At 40.7% G+C, this 14,108-nt stretch carries 15 protein-coding genes; 1 reads left to right on the forward strand and 14 read right to left on the reverse strand.

The window, feature by feature from the left end; translation table 11 throughout:
- Positions 1-47: 47 nt before the first annotated feature.
- The gene (locus J7E52_RS16735) at positions 48-716 is read right to left on the reverse strand and encodes a YdeI/OmpD-associated family protein (RefSeq protein ID WP_214748766.1); all 669 of its coding nucleotides are present in this window, start codon (positions 714-716) and stop codon (positions 48-50) included.
- Positions 717-1,401: 685 nt separating this feature from the next.
- On the opposite strand from J7E52_RS16735, the gene J7E52_RS16740 reads away from it, so the two are divergent.
- The gene (locus J7E52_RS16740; protein WP_214748769.1) at positions 1,402-1,905 is read left to right on the forward strand and encodes a DinB family protein; all 504 of its coding nucleotides are present in this window, start codon (positions 1,402-1,404) and stop codon (positions 1,903-1,905) included.
- A 138-nt stretch (positions 1,906-2,043) separates the two neighbouring features.
- Here J7E52_RS16740 and J7E52_RS16745 read toward each other — a convergent pair whose 3' ends face one another.
- The 13 genes from J7E52_RS16745 to J7E52_RS16805 all read right to left on the reverse strand — a co-directional run bounded on the left by J7E52_RS16745 (position 2,044) and on the right by J7E52_RS16805 (position 13,596).
- Positions 2,044-2,856, reverse strand: coding sequence for a PhnE/PtxC family ABC transporter permease (locus tag J7E52_RS16745; RefSeq protein WP_214749060.1), 813 nt, complete (start codon positions 2,854-2,856; stop codon positions 2,044-2,046).
- A 59-nt stretch (positions 2,857-2,915) separates the two neighbouring features.
- Positions 2,916-3,701: a PhnE/PtxC family ABC transporter permease gene (locus J7E52_RS16750; protein ID WP_214748772.1), complete on the reverse strand. Its 786-nt coding sequence runs from the start codon at positions 3,699-3,701 to the stop codon at positions 2,916-2,918.
- The gene (phnC, locus tag J7E52_RS16755) at positions 3,691-4,479 is read right to left on the reverse strand and encodes a phosphonate ABC transporter ATP-binding protein (protein WP_214748775.1); all 789 of its coding nucleotides are present in this window, start codon (positions 4,477-4,479) and stop codon (positions 3,691-3,693) included. Before phnC ends, J7E52_RS16750 begins: the two co-directional genes overlap by 11 nt.
- A 27-nt stretch (positions 4,480-4,506) precedes the next feature.
- Positions 4,507-5,541: a phosphate/phosphite/phosphonate ABC transporter substrate-binding protein gene (gene phnD / locus J7E52_RS16760; RefSeq protein WP_214748778.1), complete on the reverse strand. Its 1,035-nt coding sequence runs from the start codon at positions 5,539-5,541 to the stop codon at positions 4,507-4,509.
- A gap of 128 nt (positions 5,542-5,669) precedes the next feature.
- Complete coding sequence (locus tag J7E52_RS16765) at positions 5,670-6,383, reverse strand: phosphonate C-P lyase system protein PhnL (RefSeq protein WP_214748781.1); 714 nt, start codon at positions 6,381-6,383, stop codon at positions 5,670-5,672.
- A 22-nt stretch (positions 6,384-6,405) separates the two neighbouring features.
- A complete protein-coding gene (gene phnM / locus J7E52_RS16770; RefSeq protein ID WP_214748784.1) occupies positions 6,406-7,584 on the reverse strand; it encodes a phosphonate metabolism protein PhnM in 1,179 nt (392 codons plus the stop codon).
- A 30-nt stretch (positions 7,585-7,614) separates the two neighbouring features.
- On the reverse strand, positions 7,615-8,460 hold the full coding sequence (locus tag J7E52_RS16775; protein ID WP_214748787.1) for an ATP-binding cassette domain-containing protein: 846 nt from the start codon (positions 8,458-8,460) through the stop codon (positions 7,615-7,617).
- Entirely contained in the window at positions 8,461-9,315 is an 855-nt protein-coding gene (locus J7E52_RS16780) for an alpha-D-ribose 1-methylphosphonate 5-phosphate C-P-lyase PhnJ (RefSeq protein WP_214748790.1), read from the reverse strand.
- Positions 9,308-10,444 (reverse strand): carbon-phosphorus lyase complex subunit PhnI, encoded by a 1,137-nt coding sequence (locus J7E52_RS16785; RefSeq protein WP_214748793.1) that lies wholly within the window; start codon positions 10,442-10,444, stop codon positions 9,308-9,310. Before J7E52_RS16785 ends, J7E52_RS16780 begins: the two co-directional genes overlap by 8 nt.
- Positions 10,426-11,043, reverse strand: a complete 618-nt coding sequence (phnH, locus tag J7E52_RS16790) for a phosphonate C-P lyase system protein PhnH (protein WP_214748796.1) — start codon at positions 11,041-11,043, stop codon at positions 10,426-10,428. The genes J7E52_RS16785 and phnH overlap by 19 nt, the downstream gene beginning before the upstream one ends.
- Positions 11,044-11,057: 14 nt before the next feature.
- The gene (phnG, locus tag J7E52_RS16795) at positions 11,058-11,483 is read right to left on the reverse strand and encodes a phosphonate C-P lyase system protein PhnG (protein ID WP_214748800.1); all 426 of its coding nucleotides are present in this window, start codon (positions 11,481-11,483) and stop codon (positions 11,058-11,060) included.
- 291 nt (positions 11,484-11,774) lie between these two features.
- Positions 11,775-12,476 (reverse strand): GntR family transcriptional regulator, encoded by a 702-nt coding sequence (locus J7E52_RS16800; protein ID WP_214748803.1) that lies wholly within the window; start codon positions 12,474-12,476, stop codon positions 11,775-11,777.
- A gap of 235 nt (positions 12,477-12,711) precedes the next feature.
- A complete protein-coding gene (locus J7E52_RS16805) occupies positions 12,712-13,596 on the reverse strand; it encodes a PHP domain-containing protein (RefSeq protein WP_214748805.1) in 885 nt (294 codons plus the stop codon).
- Between the last annotated feature and the right edge of the window lie 512 nt (positions 13,597-14,108).

Below are 14,108 nucleotides of genomic sequence, written 5' to 3' on the forward strand. Positions count from 1 at the left end.
TAGGATGAACAGAACAAGAAAAAAGAGAATGGAAGAGATTCCCCCCCTCATTTATTTCTTCGATATAGATCCCTGCTTTTGTAACCCTCTCCTAAAATTGCTTTCATTTCCTGGCGCCGTTTCACTTGGGTCGCCTCTTGTTTTGCACTATACACGTAACGAGCCCAATCCTTGCGATACCCTGGTGTAAGTGATTGATAGAACGCAAGCAAATCAGGGGAATCCTGCACATCTTTCTCAATACCAGAAATCATTTCGATATAATCATCTACTGATTGGCTTGCTTTGGTAGATGGACGGTTTCTATTTTTCGAATCTACTTTCAGTCCGACTACCGTAAAGACATCATCCAATCCAACCATACGTGCAAACTTAATGTCACTCGAGCCAATATAACCGTCATCATCCGCACCAAGGCCTTGCATCAGATCATCACGATGAATATATGTAGCATATTCTTTATTCCCCTTCTTGGGATATGCCAAATAGATATAGCCGTTTTTACTCAAATGATTTTTCTCGATCACCTTATCCACGATTTTCTTTAAAGAATCCATATCAAATACGAAGGCAAATATAAGATCATAGGCACTTTCAGTAAGCTCTGTAGCGTAATCCGGCAGCTCCGCTAAATAATCCGCCCCGGCTGGCAGATTCAAGACTGCCACCCGTTCATATTTATGTAAATTCAGTTTTTCGACTATTGTTTTAGCCATTGGCATTCACCATCCTAGTTCATTTTGTCTATCTTCAGTTTATTAGCTCCCCATTGCGTTAGCAACTTTTCTCTTGATATTCTATCCCATATAAAAAGCCTAAAAGACGATGAGTAAACCTTCCGTCTTTTTTCATATAATGATTTATAGGAAAATATTAACTGTGTTATAATTCAGATATAATCAATTTCATTGTCCAGCTTCTTTGGGTTTTTGCCCTTAACATGATAGCAATCGCATAGAGTACGGATGTATAGCTAAGATACCCGAACTTACATTTTCCGGTGCAAAAGAGGAAGCCATAGACATCGCATTCTTGTTTTTGAGGCCCAACATACTGAGTGCAGGCATAAACTTAACTATTGTGCATAGGCATTAGGGTATCAAAGCTTCAGAAAACAATGCAGTGCCTAAGAATTATAGCTGTCTTCAGATCTGTATTTCCCAGGGTCTTTCCCATGAAATCATTTTAACAATTTTACCTAAATGACGTTGTGTCACACCCCGGCAAACATTAAGCACTACTATCCCAACAATGAAAACAAATCATGAATCCACTTTAAATCAGGTGTTTTTTCCGTAGTTTTTATGCATTCTTTATGCAATCAGATATCCCTTTGTTTTTTCCTATATCAAAAAAATCAGTGATGCTTTCATATGGGAGTGTCACAAAAGGGGAGTTCTCATGAATTTTATCGAGTATGATTTGCTATTTGAATCAAGAAAACAGTTAATAGAGGAAATTACGGAGTTGGATGAAAAAATGCTCCACCACAGGCCTGTGCCTGAAGTATGGAACATCGCCCAAATTTGCCATCATTTATATCTTACGGAACAGGTTTTTACAGAAGTTATAGCAAATGGCATTCAGGAAAGGGATTTTAATAATATCATTCAAAAAAACATTTACTTCGTTACTGATAGAACAAGGAAATTCTCATCCCCTGAGATCATTTCACCATCTTCAACCCCATTTCAATTATCGAGCCTTATGGATTTGCTGGCAGAATCAAGGGATCGATTATTACAGGTTCTTTATGATATGGATTCAGATATCTTGTTGAATAGAAAGAAAGCCAAGCATCCCCTGTTCGGGGACCTCTCGTTGGATCAATGGATTGAATTACTATCCTTACATGAACAACGGCATATCAAACAGATACAAGAAATAAAGTCCGCCCTTATATAAGCCTTTCATGACTATGACACCATTAGAACAAATAAAGAGACCACTCCATTTGTGGTCTTTTTTCATGCATACTATGAAACGAACGTGACTGTCAGGGGCTGCACCAAATTGATAGATGGGCAGAACCCATATTTAGTATCAAGATGATACTTTTAGTTTCCTTTTGATCTGAGTTGCGAAGATTTCAAGACAGATTGCAATTATCAGGATAAAATAAGTGATTGCCCCAATTTCACTCAAGTCAAAGTAAAATCCACTTGCCATGAACATATCGAAGCCGATTCCCCCTGCGCCTGCCGCTGCGCCCATTGCGACTGCCACTGCAAAATTGATTTCAAAGCGCATGAAAGTCCATGAAATGATATAAGTGATCGAAGATGGAATGATGACTTGGAACACGATTTGCCACCAATTCGCACCGCTTGCTTGCAGGGCTTCTATAGCACCTTTATCAATTTCCTCGAAGGATTCCGAGTAGGCCTTCACAAGGTAACTTATGGAGTGAAACGTCATCCCTATAACTGCCGCTACACTGCCCAACCCTGCTGCGACTGCAAAAATGAGGACCCATAACACGGTAGGAACGGCTCTGATCAGGGCAACCGATCCCTTTATGATAATCGATAATGGCTTGGACGAGATATTTCCAGCCGCTAAAAGTCCCAACATCAGGGCAATGATTGCACCAAATATTGTCGTTAAGAAAGCTAAACCTAATGTGATCCACACCTGATAAAGCGCTTGAGTAAAGGTAAAGTGCTTCAGATGCGGTTCAAAAAACATGGTCTTCAAATTGTCGACGGTAAGTAATAGTGCGTCCCACAATTTAACATCCTTATAATCAAAACTGGCAAAAGCGTATATAGTCAAAACAGCTAGTACCAGCACACTCAACCTAATGGCGATCGAAGATTTCGAGAAGGGCTTTTTGGATAGCCGTTCAAGTAGCATTTTATCTAAATCATGACCGGTAGGAGAAGGAAATGGTTTGATTGGACCCTCTGCCTGCATTATAAAATCACCCTCCTCACATAATTTGAGATCAATTCAATACATAATATCGAAATGATGATCGTAATGACGACAAGACTGGCAATGTCATAACTAAGGTTTTTATAATAAAGATTAAACGTAAAACCAATACCCGATCCTGTAAGCAGTCCGACCAATGTTGCATTCCGGATATTCGTTTCAATCATAAAAAGCACCCAGCTGATCATTTGCGGAATGGTTGAAGGGATAACAGACTGCGAAATGACGGTTAGATAACTTGCGCCGGTTGTCTGCAAAGCTTCTACGGAACTGCAGCTCACTTCATCGATCGTTTCAATAAAAGCTCTTGTTAAAAAACCGAAAGATCCGAAAAACAAGGCAAAATAACCGGTCAGGGAACTTTGTCCAAACGAAAATAACAGAACTAACGCCCATATTGAGACATCAATATTTCTAAATAAAACTGCTACCCCACGGCTAAAACCTCCGAAAAAGGCATTCACCCTTGTCGTATCGGAACCCAATATCGCAAATACAAAGGCCAATATTCCCGCGAGTGTGGTAGCAGCAACGGATATTAAAAGTGTTTCCTTCAGCTTTATCAAAATGTCTGGCAGTTTGGTAAGGGAATCCTTTGTTGGATAAAAGTTCGATAACGACCATTGTATGGCCTTAGGAACCGAAGCAGCCCCTTTTGCGATGCTAAATTCTGTAATGATAATGGAAACAGCCGTCGCAGCCCCAATAAGCAAAAACAATACAAGTGAATTTCTTCTCTTTTTTGCAAAAACATCAGCCGACATGGGAACCTCCCAAATCAAAAATCAACTTTCCTTCATCTGAACCATAAATTTGATGGATATCATTTGAGGTTATATTTTGAGTTGTGCCATCGAAAACAACCTTGCCACTATTAACACCGATGATTCGATCCGAATATTTCAGGGCCACATCGACTTGATGCAGGTTGACTATAACTGTGATTCCCATGGAAGTGCAGATATTCCTTAAATGATCCATGATCACTTTGGAAGAATTCGGATCAAGAGAGGCAATCGGTTCATCGCACAATAACAATTTAGGATTTTGGATAAGCGCCCGGGCAATACCAACCCGTTGTTTCTGGCCTCCGCTCAATTGATCGGACCTTTTATAGATCAGATCTTCCAGGCCGAGAATTTGGAGAACTTTAGCAGCCTGAAGTTTCTCCTCTTCACTATAAAGGCCAAGGATTCCTGCCAGTGTAGATTTATAGCCTAATCTTCCATGCAGGGTATTTTCAATTACACTTAATCTATTTACAAGATTGTAATGTTGAAAAACCATCCCTATTTTCCTGCGTACTTTCTTTAACTCCCTTTTATTCACCTTGTATACATGATCATTATCAAAAATGATTTCTCCGCTAGAAGCATCGATCATCCTATTGATGCATCGAAGAAGAGTTGATTTCCCTGCTCCAGATGGCCCTATGATCGAAACGAACTCTCCTTCTTTCACAGTGAAGTCAATATTGGATAACGCCTTTGTACCACTTCCAAAATGTTTTGAGACATTTTTCACTTCCAATAATGTTTTCATGTATGATCCTCCTACATATTACTGCCTTTATTTAGATAATTCCCGAATTGGATTAAACCAGTCATCCTCGACTTCTACCAACCTTTCTTTTCCGCTCACCCTTTTAAAAAGACCGGATAACTTAGAATCTTCTGGTACAAAAACTTTCTCGTTATTTGCTATTTCATCAGACATCAACGTTTCAAGAATTTTTTCACGTGTTTCCTCACTGACTAATTCGGTGTTAACAACGAAAGGTGCATTCAAAACCGGTGTCACTGAAATGAGTGAGAATGTCTTATCTACAACTGTGTTAAAGGGTTCAGCTGCATCCTTCTTTACTTTATACATGGCACCTGCTTTATTCTCTTCCCCATCAGCCAGCTCCACATAATTATTGACACATGTGTCACAAAAAGCTGCCACTTCCGCTTTCCCGGTTAATAGATTTACAGCTGATCCTTGGTGTGAACCGCCATAAAGCACTTCACTGAAGAATTTATCTTTCCCGCCTTCCAATAAATCCTCGGCCTTTAATTCCTTAAACTTATCTTGCTGCGAAAAGTAATCAACGATTCCTGTGGAAGGAACTTTGAGGCCGGATGTAGAACTATTTGATACGAAAGAGAACTTTTTCCCTTGGATACCATCTATCTTATATTCGCCGTTAATTTTATACTCATCTGCATTTTGAACAGCCAGCCAGCTATTATAGACTGCATCATCCAACGTACCTGATTCACCGCTTGGAACAACTAGAGGTTGAACACTATCGTTTTTGTTGTTTGCTTCAATATATCCTTGTGCTCCCAGGAATGCTAAATCTGCGTTTCCGTTAGCAATTGCCTCGATTGCAATGTTATAATCCGTAGTTGTTTTATGTTCGACTTTCTTTCCTGTGGCATCTTCTAAGATCTTCCCGATTTCATCGCGGGCTTCCCCTAAATCTTCCCCTGATTCATTTGGCAGCCATGCTATGGTTAATGTATCATCTTCATTTGCACCTGTTGAACTACTAGAAGAACAGCCTGTAAACACCAGCAAACTAACTAACATCAATATGGACATCATCGATTTTTTCACGTTAAATCTCCCCTCCATTTTATAGAACCTTTTCTTATTTCAGTCACTTCCCATATAACAATACCGGTACAATACTAACCTGATGTTAAGGAGGCTGAATATTCAGTAAAATTCATGTGAATCAATCGTTAAATTTTTTGAATAGCTTGATTAAAACATCCATTCTGCATGCTATATTCCTTAGTTACTAACCGATTCATGAACTCTAAGTCATGAAAAATGCCCAGCATTGTCGTTCCTTCGTTCATTAGCTGTTCAAGGAGGGTTTTCACCTTCACTTTAGAATCGTGATCCAAACTTGCAGTTGGTTCATCCAGCAGGAGGAGCCGCGGCCTTTTCACCATTGCTCTTGCTATATTTAACCTTAACTTCTCTCCTCCTGAAAAAGTAGCAGGGTAACTGTCCCATAGCTCTTTTCCTATTTCAAAGTGATCGAGGATTTTTTCTGTTTCGATATTGGCCATTTCCCTGGTTTGTCCCATTTCAAGGATGGCCCCGGTCACAAGCTGCCTTGCTGTAGTTCTTGGCATGACATTTAAAAATTGGGATACATACCCAATCTCATGCTTACGCAGGTAAATCAGCTCCCTTTCAGTTGCTTTTGCTAAATTGATCGCACCAAAGTGGGAAGAATCATACCAGATGTCTCCTACTTGAACCCGATAGGTACCATAAATCGATTTTAGGATCGTTGATTTGCCGCTGCCGCTCTTGCCTGTAATGCCAATAAATTCGCCTTTTTTCACTCGGATCGAAATGTCGCTGACCGCATGGATATGTTTGCGTTGATTATGTAAAATAAAAGACTTGGATAAATCATTGATCTCCAATATGTTCTCCACCTTGCCACCCGCTTTCTAGAATTTATATCCTGTAATTCGTTTTTTGAATCAATTTCCCATCTACAATCACAGTTGTTATCACAGGGAAATCACCAGAAATTTTTTCAATGATAAGTATGTCAGCCTTTTTCCCTTCCTGAATCGAACCAATTTCGTCCTCCATCTTGACTGCCTTTGCGGGATTAATCGTAACTAGCTTAAACATATCGACAAGATCCATCCCATGGCTTTCGACTAATTCAAACATTGAATGCAGAAGGGCAGCTGGGTAATAATCACTGCATAATATGTCTATGCTTCCATCCTGAATGGCTTCAGAAGCACTTAAGTTCCCGCTATGTGAACCTCCCAAAAGCACATTTGGTGCACCGGCTATAGTATACATCCCCATATCATGGGCCTTACGGGCAATCTCAAGTGTGATTGGAAATTCACTTATACTCGTTCCAAAGCTGTGAACCAATTCAAGCTTCTCTATTGAATCATCATCATGTGAGGCAACGGCAATATTGTTTTCTCTTGCCAGCAGTGCAATTTCCTTCATTCTTTCAATGGTCAGCTTTTCTTTCACTTGATGAGTCCGGATCATCACATCAATGGCTTCATCACTATAATCGTTATACCCCCTTAAAGTGTTTCGATAAATCTCTAGATGCCGATACTGCCCTTGTCCTGGAGTGTGGTCCATGAATGAGACCAGATGCACTTTCTTTTCCGTAACATATTCTTTTAGACTATCAATATCCTCCAAATTATCGATTTCATAACGAGCATGAAACCGATGACGGACCAGGTGCTTCATCTTATGTGTTTGATCAATTAAGTCAATGAGCTTCCTTACATTCTCAGGCTCACGAATTGGCTTATATGCGTATTCAGTTGATTTATAGAGCGACAGTGAGTGAAACATGGTCGTAATCCCGTGCGTAATCAGTTCCTTTTCCGTTTCTCTTAAGCTCAAATGAAAATTCATTAAAGAAGTGGGGCGCGGCGCAGTCATATGTTCAATATAATCGGAATGGAGATCAATAAAACCGGGTGAAACATATCCGCCCAAAGCGTCCAGCACTTCCATCCCAGAACTTCTTTCGATTTCTCCCACAGGTGCAATCCGGCAAATTCTATCATCCTTAATTAAGAGATCATGGTTCATCAGGATCGAGTCTTCCGTTATTATTTTTCCATTTTTAATCAGCAACAATGTCTCTTCCCCCATTTTCTTTAGTTTCTTTTACAGCAGCGAGTGTACTAATTGCTGGGTATAAGGATGCTGTGGATCTTCGAGTATTTGATCTGTTAAACCTTGCTCGATTACTTTACCCTCCAGCATAACGAGCGTACGGTCTGCAAGCATTCGGATTACGCCCAAATCATGTGAAACCAATACAATGCTAATATTCAAATCTCTTTGGAGGCCTTTAATTATATCCAATACACTTGCTTGAACTGATAAATCTAAACCCGTGGTGACCTCATCCAATAGCAGTATGGGTGGATTGTTGGACAATGCCTTAGCTATCTGGACCCTTTGCTGCATTCCGCCTGAGAAATTCCTTGGTTCTTCTTTCATTCGATGAATGGGAATATTGACTGCCTCAAGGAGCTCGGCGCCTCTTGATTCCATGCTGCCAACATGTCTGTTCCCAGCTGAAATTAACTTTTCAGCAATATTGCCTATCGAGGAGAAATCCATTTTCAACCCTAGAATCGGGTTTTGATAAACCTTTCCCATCAATTGGTTTCGAACATATCTTTTTTTCTGGGCAGACTCCTTGAATAAATTCTTTTTTCCACCCTCAAAGCCAGCCACATACAGTTCTCCATCGGTTACTTCTTCGTCAAAATACAAACTTTTCATTAAAGTGGATTTGCCGCTGCCGCTTTCCCCTACAATTCCAAGAACTTCACCGTGATACAAATCAAATGTCACATCTCGGCAGGCATAAACCGTCCCGCATTCGTGACAATAGTTTTTCGTCACTTTTCCTGATTTCATATGTTTGCATGTCGAACATCCGTTACCATACTGTTTGTTCATTTTTTTAACTGATAATACGGGAACCTCAAGCACAGACATTTAATTCACTCCCAATGATTGTTTTTGATTGACCATTTCAAGGCAATTGCTTGTATCATTGCATTGAAAATACGTTTCCCCTGATTCCTCATCAACAAGTTCATCCAAAAACACATCATTGGACCCGCAGAGAATGCAAGCATGATTTGCAAAGGACTCGATATCAAATTCATAATCATCAAAAGCCAAAGATGATACATTTGTATATGGAGGTACTGCATATACCTTTTTCTCCCTGCCTGCACCTAACAAAATGAGCGCTTCATTATCGTCCAGCTTGGCATTATCGAATCTTGGTATTGGACTTGGTGCCATGACATACCTGTCGTGAACCATCACCGGATGATCTGCATCCGTCGCCATTATTCCGTACTTCATAATTTGTTCAAATAACATAAGCCATGCTCCGCTATACTCTCTCTCGGCATGCAGCTTTTTCGTTTCATGTTCGCTCGGCTCAAAATTCCTTAAAGGTTCCGGTAACGGAACTTGAAGAATTAAAATCTGGTCTCGTTGCAGCGGCACTTCCGGCACCCTGTGTCTAGACTGGATTAAAGAGGCTTCTTTTGTGCTATCCGTTGTCCTTACCCCAGTGGTATCAGATACGAGTTTTTTTATGTTAACGGCATTTACGGATTCATCCGAGCCTTGGTCGATCACCTTAAGGACGTCATCCTTTCCGATCAATGACAATGTCAACTGCAGGCCGCCTGTGCCCCAACCACGTCCAATCGGCATTTCCCTTGAAGCGAATGGGACTTGATAACCGGGAATGGCAATCGCCTTCAGTGTTGCCCTTCTAATTTCCCGTTTCGACCCTTCATCAAAGAATGCAAAATTATAGGTTTTATTCATGCAATCCAACCTCCTGCTCTGTGGTCTTATCTTTCGACTTCCGAATGCTATCAAGCTTGGATTGGAACGTAACATAATGAGGCATCTTCAAATGGGAGATGAAACCCGTTGATTCCACTGAATCTATATGATAAAGAACGAATTCCTCGTTGTGACTTGGAAACTCCTTGTTGGGTTTTTCCAGGCAATTATCCAAGATGCCCATTGCGATTGCTTTCGTTTCATTTTGTCCCATGCACATGCCATAGCCAATTTCAAACTCTATTTCTTTTTTGCCTTGTTCTTTCTCTACCGTTAGTGGAATCAGCATCTCTACCTCAGTTGCTGCGAAGTCCCCAATATAATAGCTATCTTCCTCTTGCCCGTCGTCCAGCAGCGGGTGATCGAGATGAACGGGCAGCTGGCCTAGGCGTAGTTCCCCTACTGTCGGGTGCAGTGCACCATATCCACGAATGACTGCATAAGCAAGTGATGTCACTGCACCGGTTTGGCCTCTTGTTAAAATTTGCAGGCGTTCACTCCGCATTGAAGGAAACTCCAGACTTTTCCTTGTAACATCCCCAGGCTGCGTATCATTGTTTTCACAGCTTGCTAATAAACCTTCACTTCTTAAGTAGTCCAAAACTTTAGGTAGAGAGTTTAAATCATCCATATGGTCCTGATATTCTGTTGAACGATTTTCTTCTTGAAAAGCCCGTAACCACTCCTGAATGCTTATATCCGATTCATTTTCCAGCTCCGAATCTAGTAACCGATGTGTATAATCGGTCGTGGCACCTAAAATCTGTCCGCCAGGTACATCCTTAAAACTAGCTGAAATCCGCCGCTCCACTTTCATATTTTCAGAACTGATCACTCGTGAAACATGCTTTCGCGGCAAAGTGGATCGATAGGCTCTCAAGAGGAAAACAGCTTCTTCCGGATTGCCTTCAGCCTGTTTAATGGCAAGTGCAGCCAGTGATTGATCATACAAACTGCTTTCTGACATAACCTGATCAATCAACCCTCTCATCCCAGCTTCTATCTTATGCAGCTCCATAGCCGTCCCTTTTTTGACCCGCTCATACTTTAAGCGTTTGATGGATTCCTCAATCGCCTTTGTTCCGCCCTTTACTGCAACATATCCCATATAATCTCACCCCCATTTTCTTTGATTTGAGTCGTTCTCGGTAAAGCTATTAAACGATCTTGTTGATCCACAAAATACATATCAATTCCTAACGGGAATTCTATGTTTTTTTCGTTCCTTACACCCAGCCAGGCGGACACATTCGGGAGGCTTATGAACGATTCCTCTTGAATTCCCGGTCCAGAAAGGATCATTGGGTTCCCTTTCGTCACATCCGGTACTTCTAGAATGATCATTGCCGATTCATGAGGGTTCAACAGATTTCCTACCTTTGCTTTAGTCATCGCTTCCTTCATTTGATCGTCGGAGGCATCATGTAAAATAAAGATAAAATCCGCTTCCGGCAAATCGACAGGCTTAGAATAAGTAAGCTGATTAATCATTCTTGACACCTCCTCCTCCTCCTTTGCAATGACCTTAAAAGTCACTTCAGGGTCAAGTACCGTGCGTGCAAGCAGGATAGTCGAAGATAAGCATTCCGTTTGAACATCCAACGTCTTGGCTTCCCTCTCCAAAACCACTAACGTTCCAGGCCTTGAAGTCGCCGTTACAAGCTTCCGATAAACAGTTTGTATATCATGAACTACATCCAAATTCATTGCTTTCCCCCCTCTTATTGAACATCCATTGTTTCAAAGTTAACCTTGGTTCTTAAGATTGATCGATTCAGCTCTTGAAGGTTTTTCTGTATATTCTTCTTCTCATTTTCTAATACATGTGACCATGATCTCGTTTCGCCAAGATCAGCCTGATAAGCAGCATCAATGATCGCTAAACTATGTGCCAGCTCTTCGCGATGTCCCTTAACGATGCCAATCCCGATGGAATCCTGGATTTGGACCGTGCATTCTGTCACTAGCATTTCCCCTAGATAAAACAAGCTCTTTTTTGCCGTTTCCCTTGTCTTTAGCAGCACAAGAGCACTCTCTGGCTTTTGAATGACGGTAACTTTATATTTCATTGCTATTTCCTTGGCAAATTCCTTCGCAATGTCCTCAGAGCCTTGAATCAAAATCTCGGTTCTTTCCCTTCTTCTCATTCCATTGGCCTCCAATGTTTTAGTTTCCCGCTACATCTTCAATGTATCTTGTTGCCAAGTGAGCGTACGTTAAGAAAGAGTAAATCTTTGTAGGAAATTTGTTAAAAGCCCTAACATAAACAGTCATACACTATTCAAATTTCGTGCTTTACTCGTGAATTCTGAGCATTTACTCGTGAGTTTCGTACTTTTACTCGTGAATTCAGAGCATTTACTCGTGAGTTTCGTATTTTCACTCGTGAATTCAGGGCATTTACTAGTGAATTCGACCGATATCTGGAATGGAAGTTTTTATATAACATATGTGAAACAATCGCTTCGATAGATTATGACCGTGTGCTCAAGGACTTGATTGATCTTCTTATCCCGGCATAATGATTCCACTTGCAAAAGTGGAATTAAACTTGAACACTGCAAAATATCCCGTTCGAATAGAGTAGGAAAAATCACATTCAGCGTGCTCCTGCTGGATCCGAATTCCACAAAGCCACGCTGCCTATAATATTGAAACATAGAGGTAATATCAGGACCGTCCTTTTCTATTTCAGGAAATGTTGATTTTGCTACAAAAGATGTATGAAGAGCAATCGGGAAATCGTCCATTAACCTAAGCCTGCCAATTTTAAAAACCTTGTCATCACTTTCCACATTGAGGCTTTGAAAAATCTTCTGATCATAAGAAACTTCTTCGCAAAAAATAGTACTCGTTTGAAAGGAAAACTGGAATTCTTTCATTTTCTCGGTGAAACTAACATCTCCGGATAGAATTAACGGAATTTGTTTCTTGGTTTCCTGGACATAACTTCCCTTACCTTGCTTTGAATAGATAAAGCCTAAATCTTGAAGCTGCTCATATGCCTTCCTGACAACCATTCTGGGTACATTAAATTGATCGGCGAGTATATGCTCTGAAGGTAACTTTTTATCCAATTGAAAGGTCCCACTCTTAATTTCAGATATCAAATGATCTACTAAAAAGTTTTTTTCCGCCAACAGAAATCCCCCTTTAAATATTCCAAATACCAATTTTTCCTTGTTAATGTCAGTGTAATGAGAAAATATGAAGCTATCATGATTTTCTTGTAAAAAAAAAGTCCTGGTCAATTACCAGAACAAAAGGAATACTTATTATATGAATCTTTTAAATCCATCATCCTGCATTGTTCAGTCTTTCAAATGGCTCATCCGGCATATGATCTAGTCGCTTTAACAGCAAAAACTCCTGGTTTCATAGATCGATATTTTTCAATACAACATCATTAATGGACATGCTTTTTTTCCTTAATTTCAAAGCATTCACGCATTCCTTTCCAGGGCTCATACTGCCAAGCCGAATCGGCTTCTCCCCATAATCCCCATGAAAATCCGAACCTCCTGTCTTAATGAGATTATATTGATCTGCATATGAAATCGCTCTTTCCTCTTCTTCATGACCATGATGCGGATGAAGAACTTCAATCCCTTCAAGCCCTGCTTCTACAAGATCAGGAATAATTTCGAAGCTCCCGTATTGTCCAGGATGAGCTAGGACCGGAACGCCTCCGGCAGCACGAATCGCCTTCACAGCAAGGATAGCATCCACATACTCCATAGCAATAAAGGCAATGCCTGGCTCTTCTCCATATTGGCCGCGACTGAAGATCTTCTTATACAAATCTCCATAGATAGAATCCGTATAACCCGATTCCCGCAGCGCTAGCATAATATGCTGTTTATAAACACCGGTTCCTCCCCTGAATTTAGAAACCTGATCCCAAGTTATCCGATATCCTGCATGAATTAGCCGGTCCACCATTTTTTCAGAAGCTGCATTCCTTTTTTCAATCAGTGGATTACAAAGCTCCTCAAGTGCCTTATGACCAGGCTCAACAAAATAGCCCAAAATATGTACACGCCTTCCTCTTGCAAAGTCATAACCAGAAACTTCTATACCAGGGATGATTTCAATTCCTATTTCCTTTCCCCGTTCCATCATCTCTTGCAATCTCATCGTTGTATCATGATTCGTAATTGCTAAATGACCAATGCTCTCCCTTTTTGCAACCTCCAATAGTTCTTCAAAAGAACTGGAACCATCTGAAATGTTCGTATGACAATGTAATTCAACCTTCATGCCAATCCCCCCATTCTTAATCATTATTCCTTATCATTTTAACTTAGTCCCATGTCGGTCCCGTTAAGAAGATGTAAAAAAACGTAAATGTGTAAAAGCCGTCCGGATTGGTAAAAATACTTTAGAATTTCATGCTGTAGACAAATAAAAACGTTCGAGTTGATTTCAGAAATCCGCTCCCTTTCCGCCGGCTGTCCGCCAAGCCTCATCAAAGCAAGCGCCTGCGGGGTCTCGGCTAGCCCGTTATTCGGCAGGAGTGTCGCAAATTTCTTCCATCCAATTAGGATTACAGGAAAAAACCATGAAGGATAAACTAGTCTTAAACATGGTTCGAGATGAGACCGGCCTGCAGTTTTTTCTTTTTAAAATCCCAGTTGATTTCAGAAATCCACTCCCTTTCCGTCGACTGTCTGCCAAGCGTCTGTGGGGTCTCGGCTAGCCCGTTATTCGGCAGGAGTGTCGCAAATTCTTCCATCCATTAAGGAGTACAGGCAAAAACATGAAGGATAAAC

This window comes from Bacillus sp. ISL-34, from assembly GCF_018613325.1.
Classification (GTDB): domain Bacteria; phylum Bacillota; class Bacilli; order Bacillales; family DSM-1321; genus Peribacillus.

Excerpts from the sequence above, each read along its gene's own strand:
- J7E52_RS16735 (WP_214748766.1), bottom strand. The coding sequence starts at position 716 with ATGGCTAAAACAATAGTCGAAAAACTGAATTTACATAAATATGAACGG.
- J7E52_RS16740 (WP_214748769.1), top strand. The coding sequence starts at position 1,402 with ATGAATTTTATCGAGTATGATTTGCTATTTGAATCAAGAAAACAGTTA.
- J7E52_RS16745 (WP_214749060.1), bottom strand. The coding sequence starts at position 2,856 with ATGCTACTTGAACGGCTATCCAAAAAGCCCTTCTCGAAATCTTCGATC.
- J7E52_RS16750 (WP_214748772.1), bottom strand. The coding sequence starts at position 3,701 with ATGTCGGCTGATGTTTTTGCAAAAAAGAGAAGAAATTCACTTGTATTG.
- phnC (WP_214748775.1), bottom strand. The coding sequence starts at position 4,479 with ATGAAAACATTATTGGAAGTGAAAAATGTCTCAAAACATTTTGGAAGT.
- J7E52_RS16775 (WP_214748787.1), bottom strand. The coding sequence starts at position 8,460 with ATGTCTGTGCTTGAGGTTCCCGTATTATCAGTTAAAAAAATGAACAAA.
- J7E52_RS16780 (WP_214748790.1), bottom strand. The coding sequence starts at position 9,315 with ATGAATAAAACCTATAATTTTGCATTCTTTGATGAAGGGTCGAAACGG.
- J7E52_RS16785 (WP_214748793.1), bottom strand. The coding sequence starts at position 10,444 with ATGGGATATGTTGCAGTAAAGGGCGGAACAAAGGCGATTGAGGAATCC.
- phnH (WP_214748796.1), bottom strand. The coding sequence starts at position 11,043 with ATGAATTTGGATGTAGTTCATGATATACAAACTGTTTATCGGAAGCTT.
- phnG (WP_214748800.1), bottom strand. The coding sequence starts at position 11,483 with ATGAGAAGAAGGGAAAGAACCGAGATTTTGATTCAAGGCTCTGAGGAC.
- J7E52_RS16805 (WP_214748805.1), bottom strand. The coding sequence starts at position 13,596 with ATGAAGGTTGAATTACATTGTCATACGAACATTTCAGATGGTTCCAGT.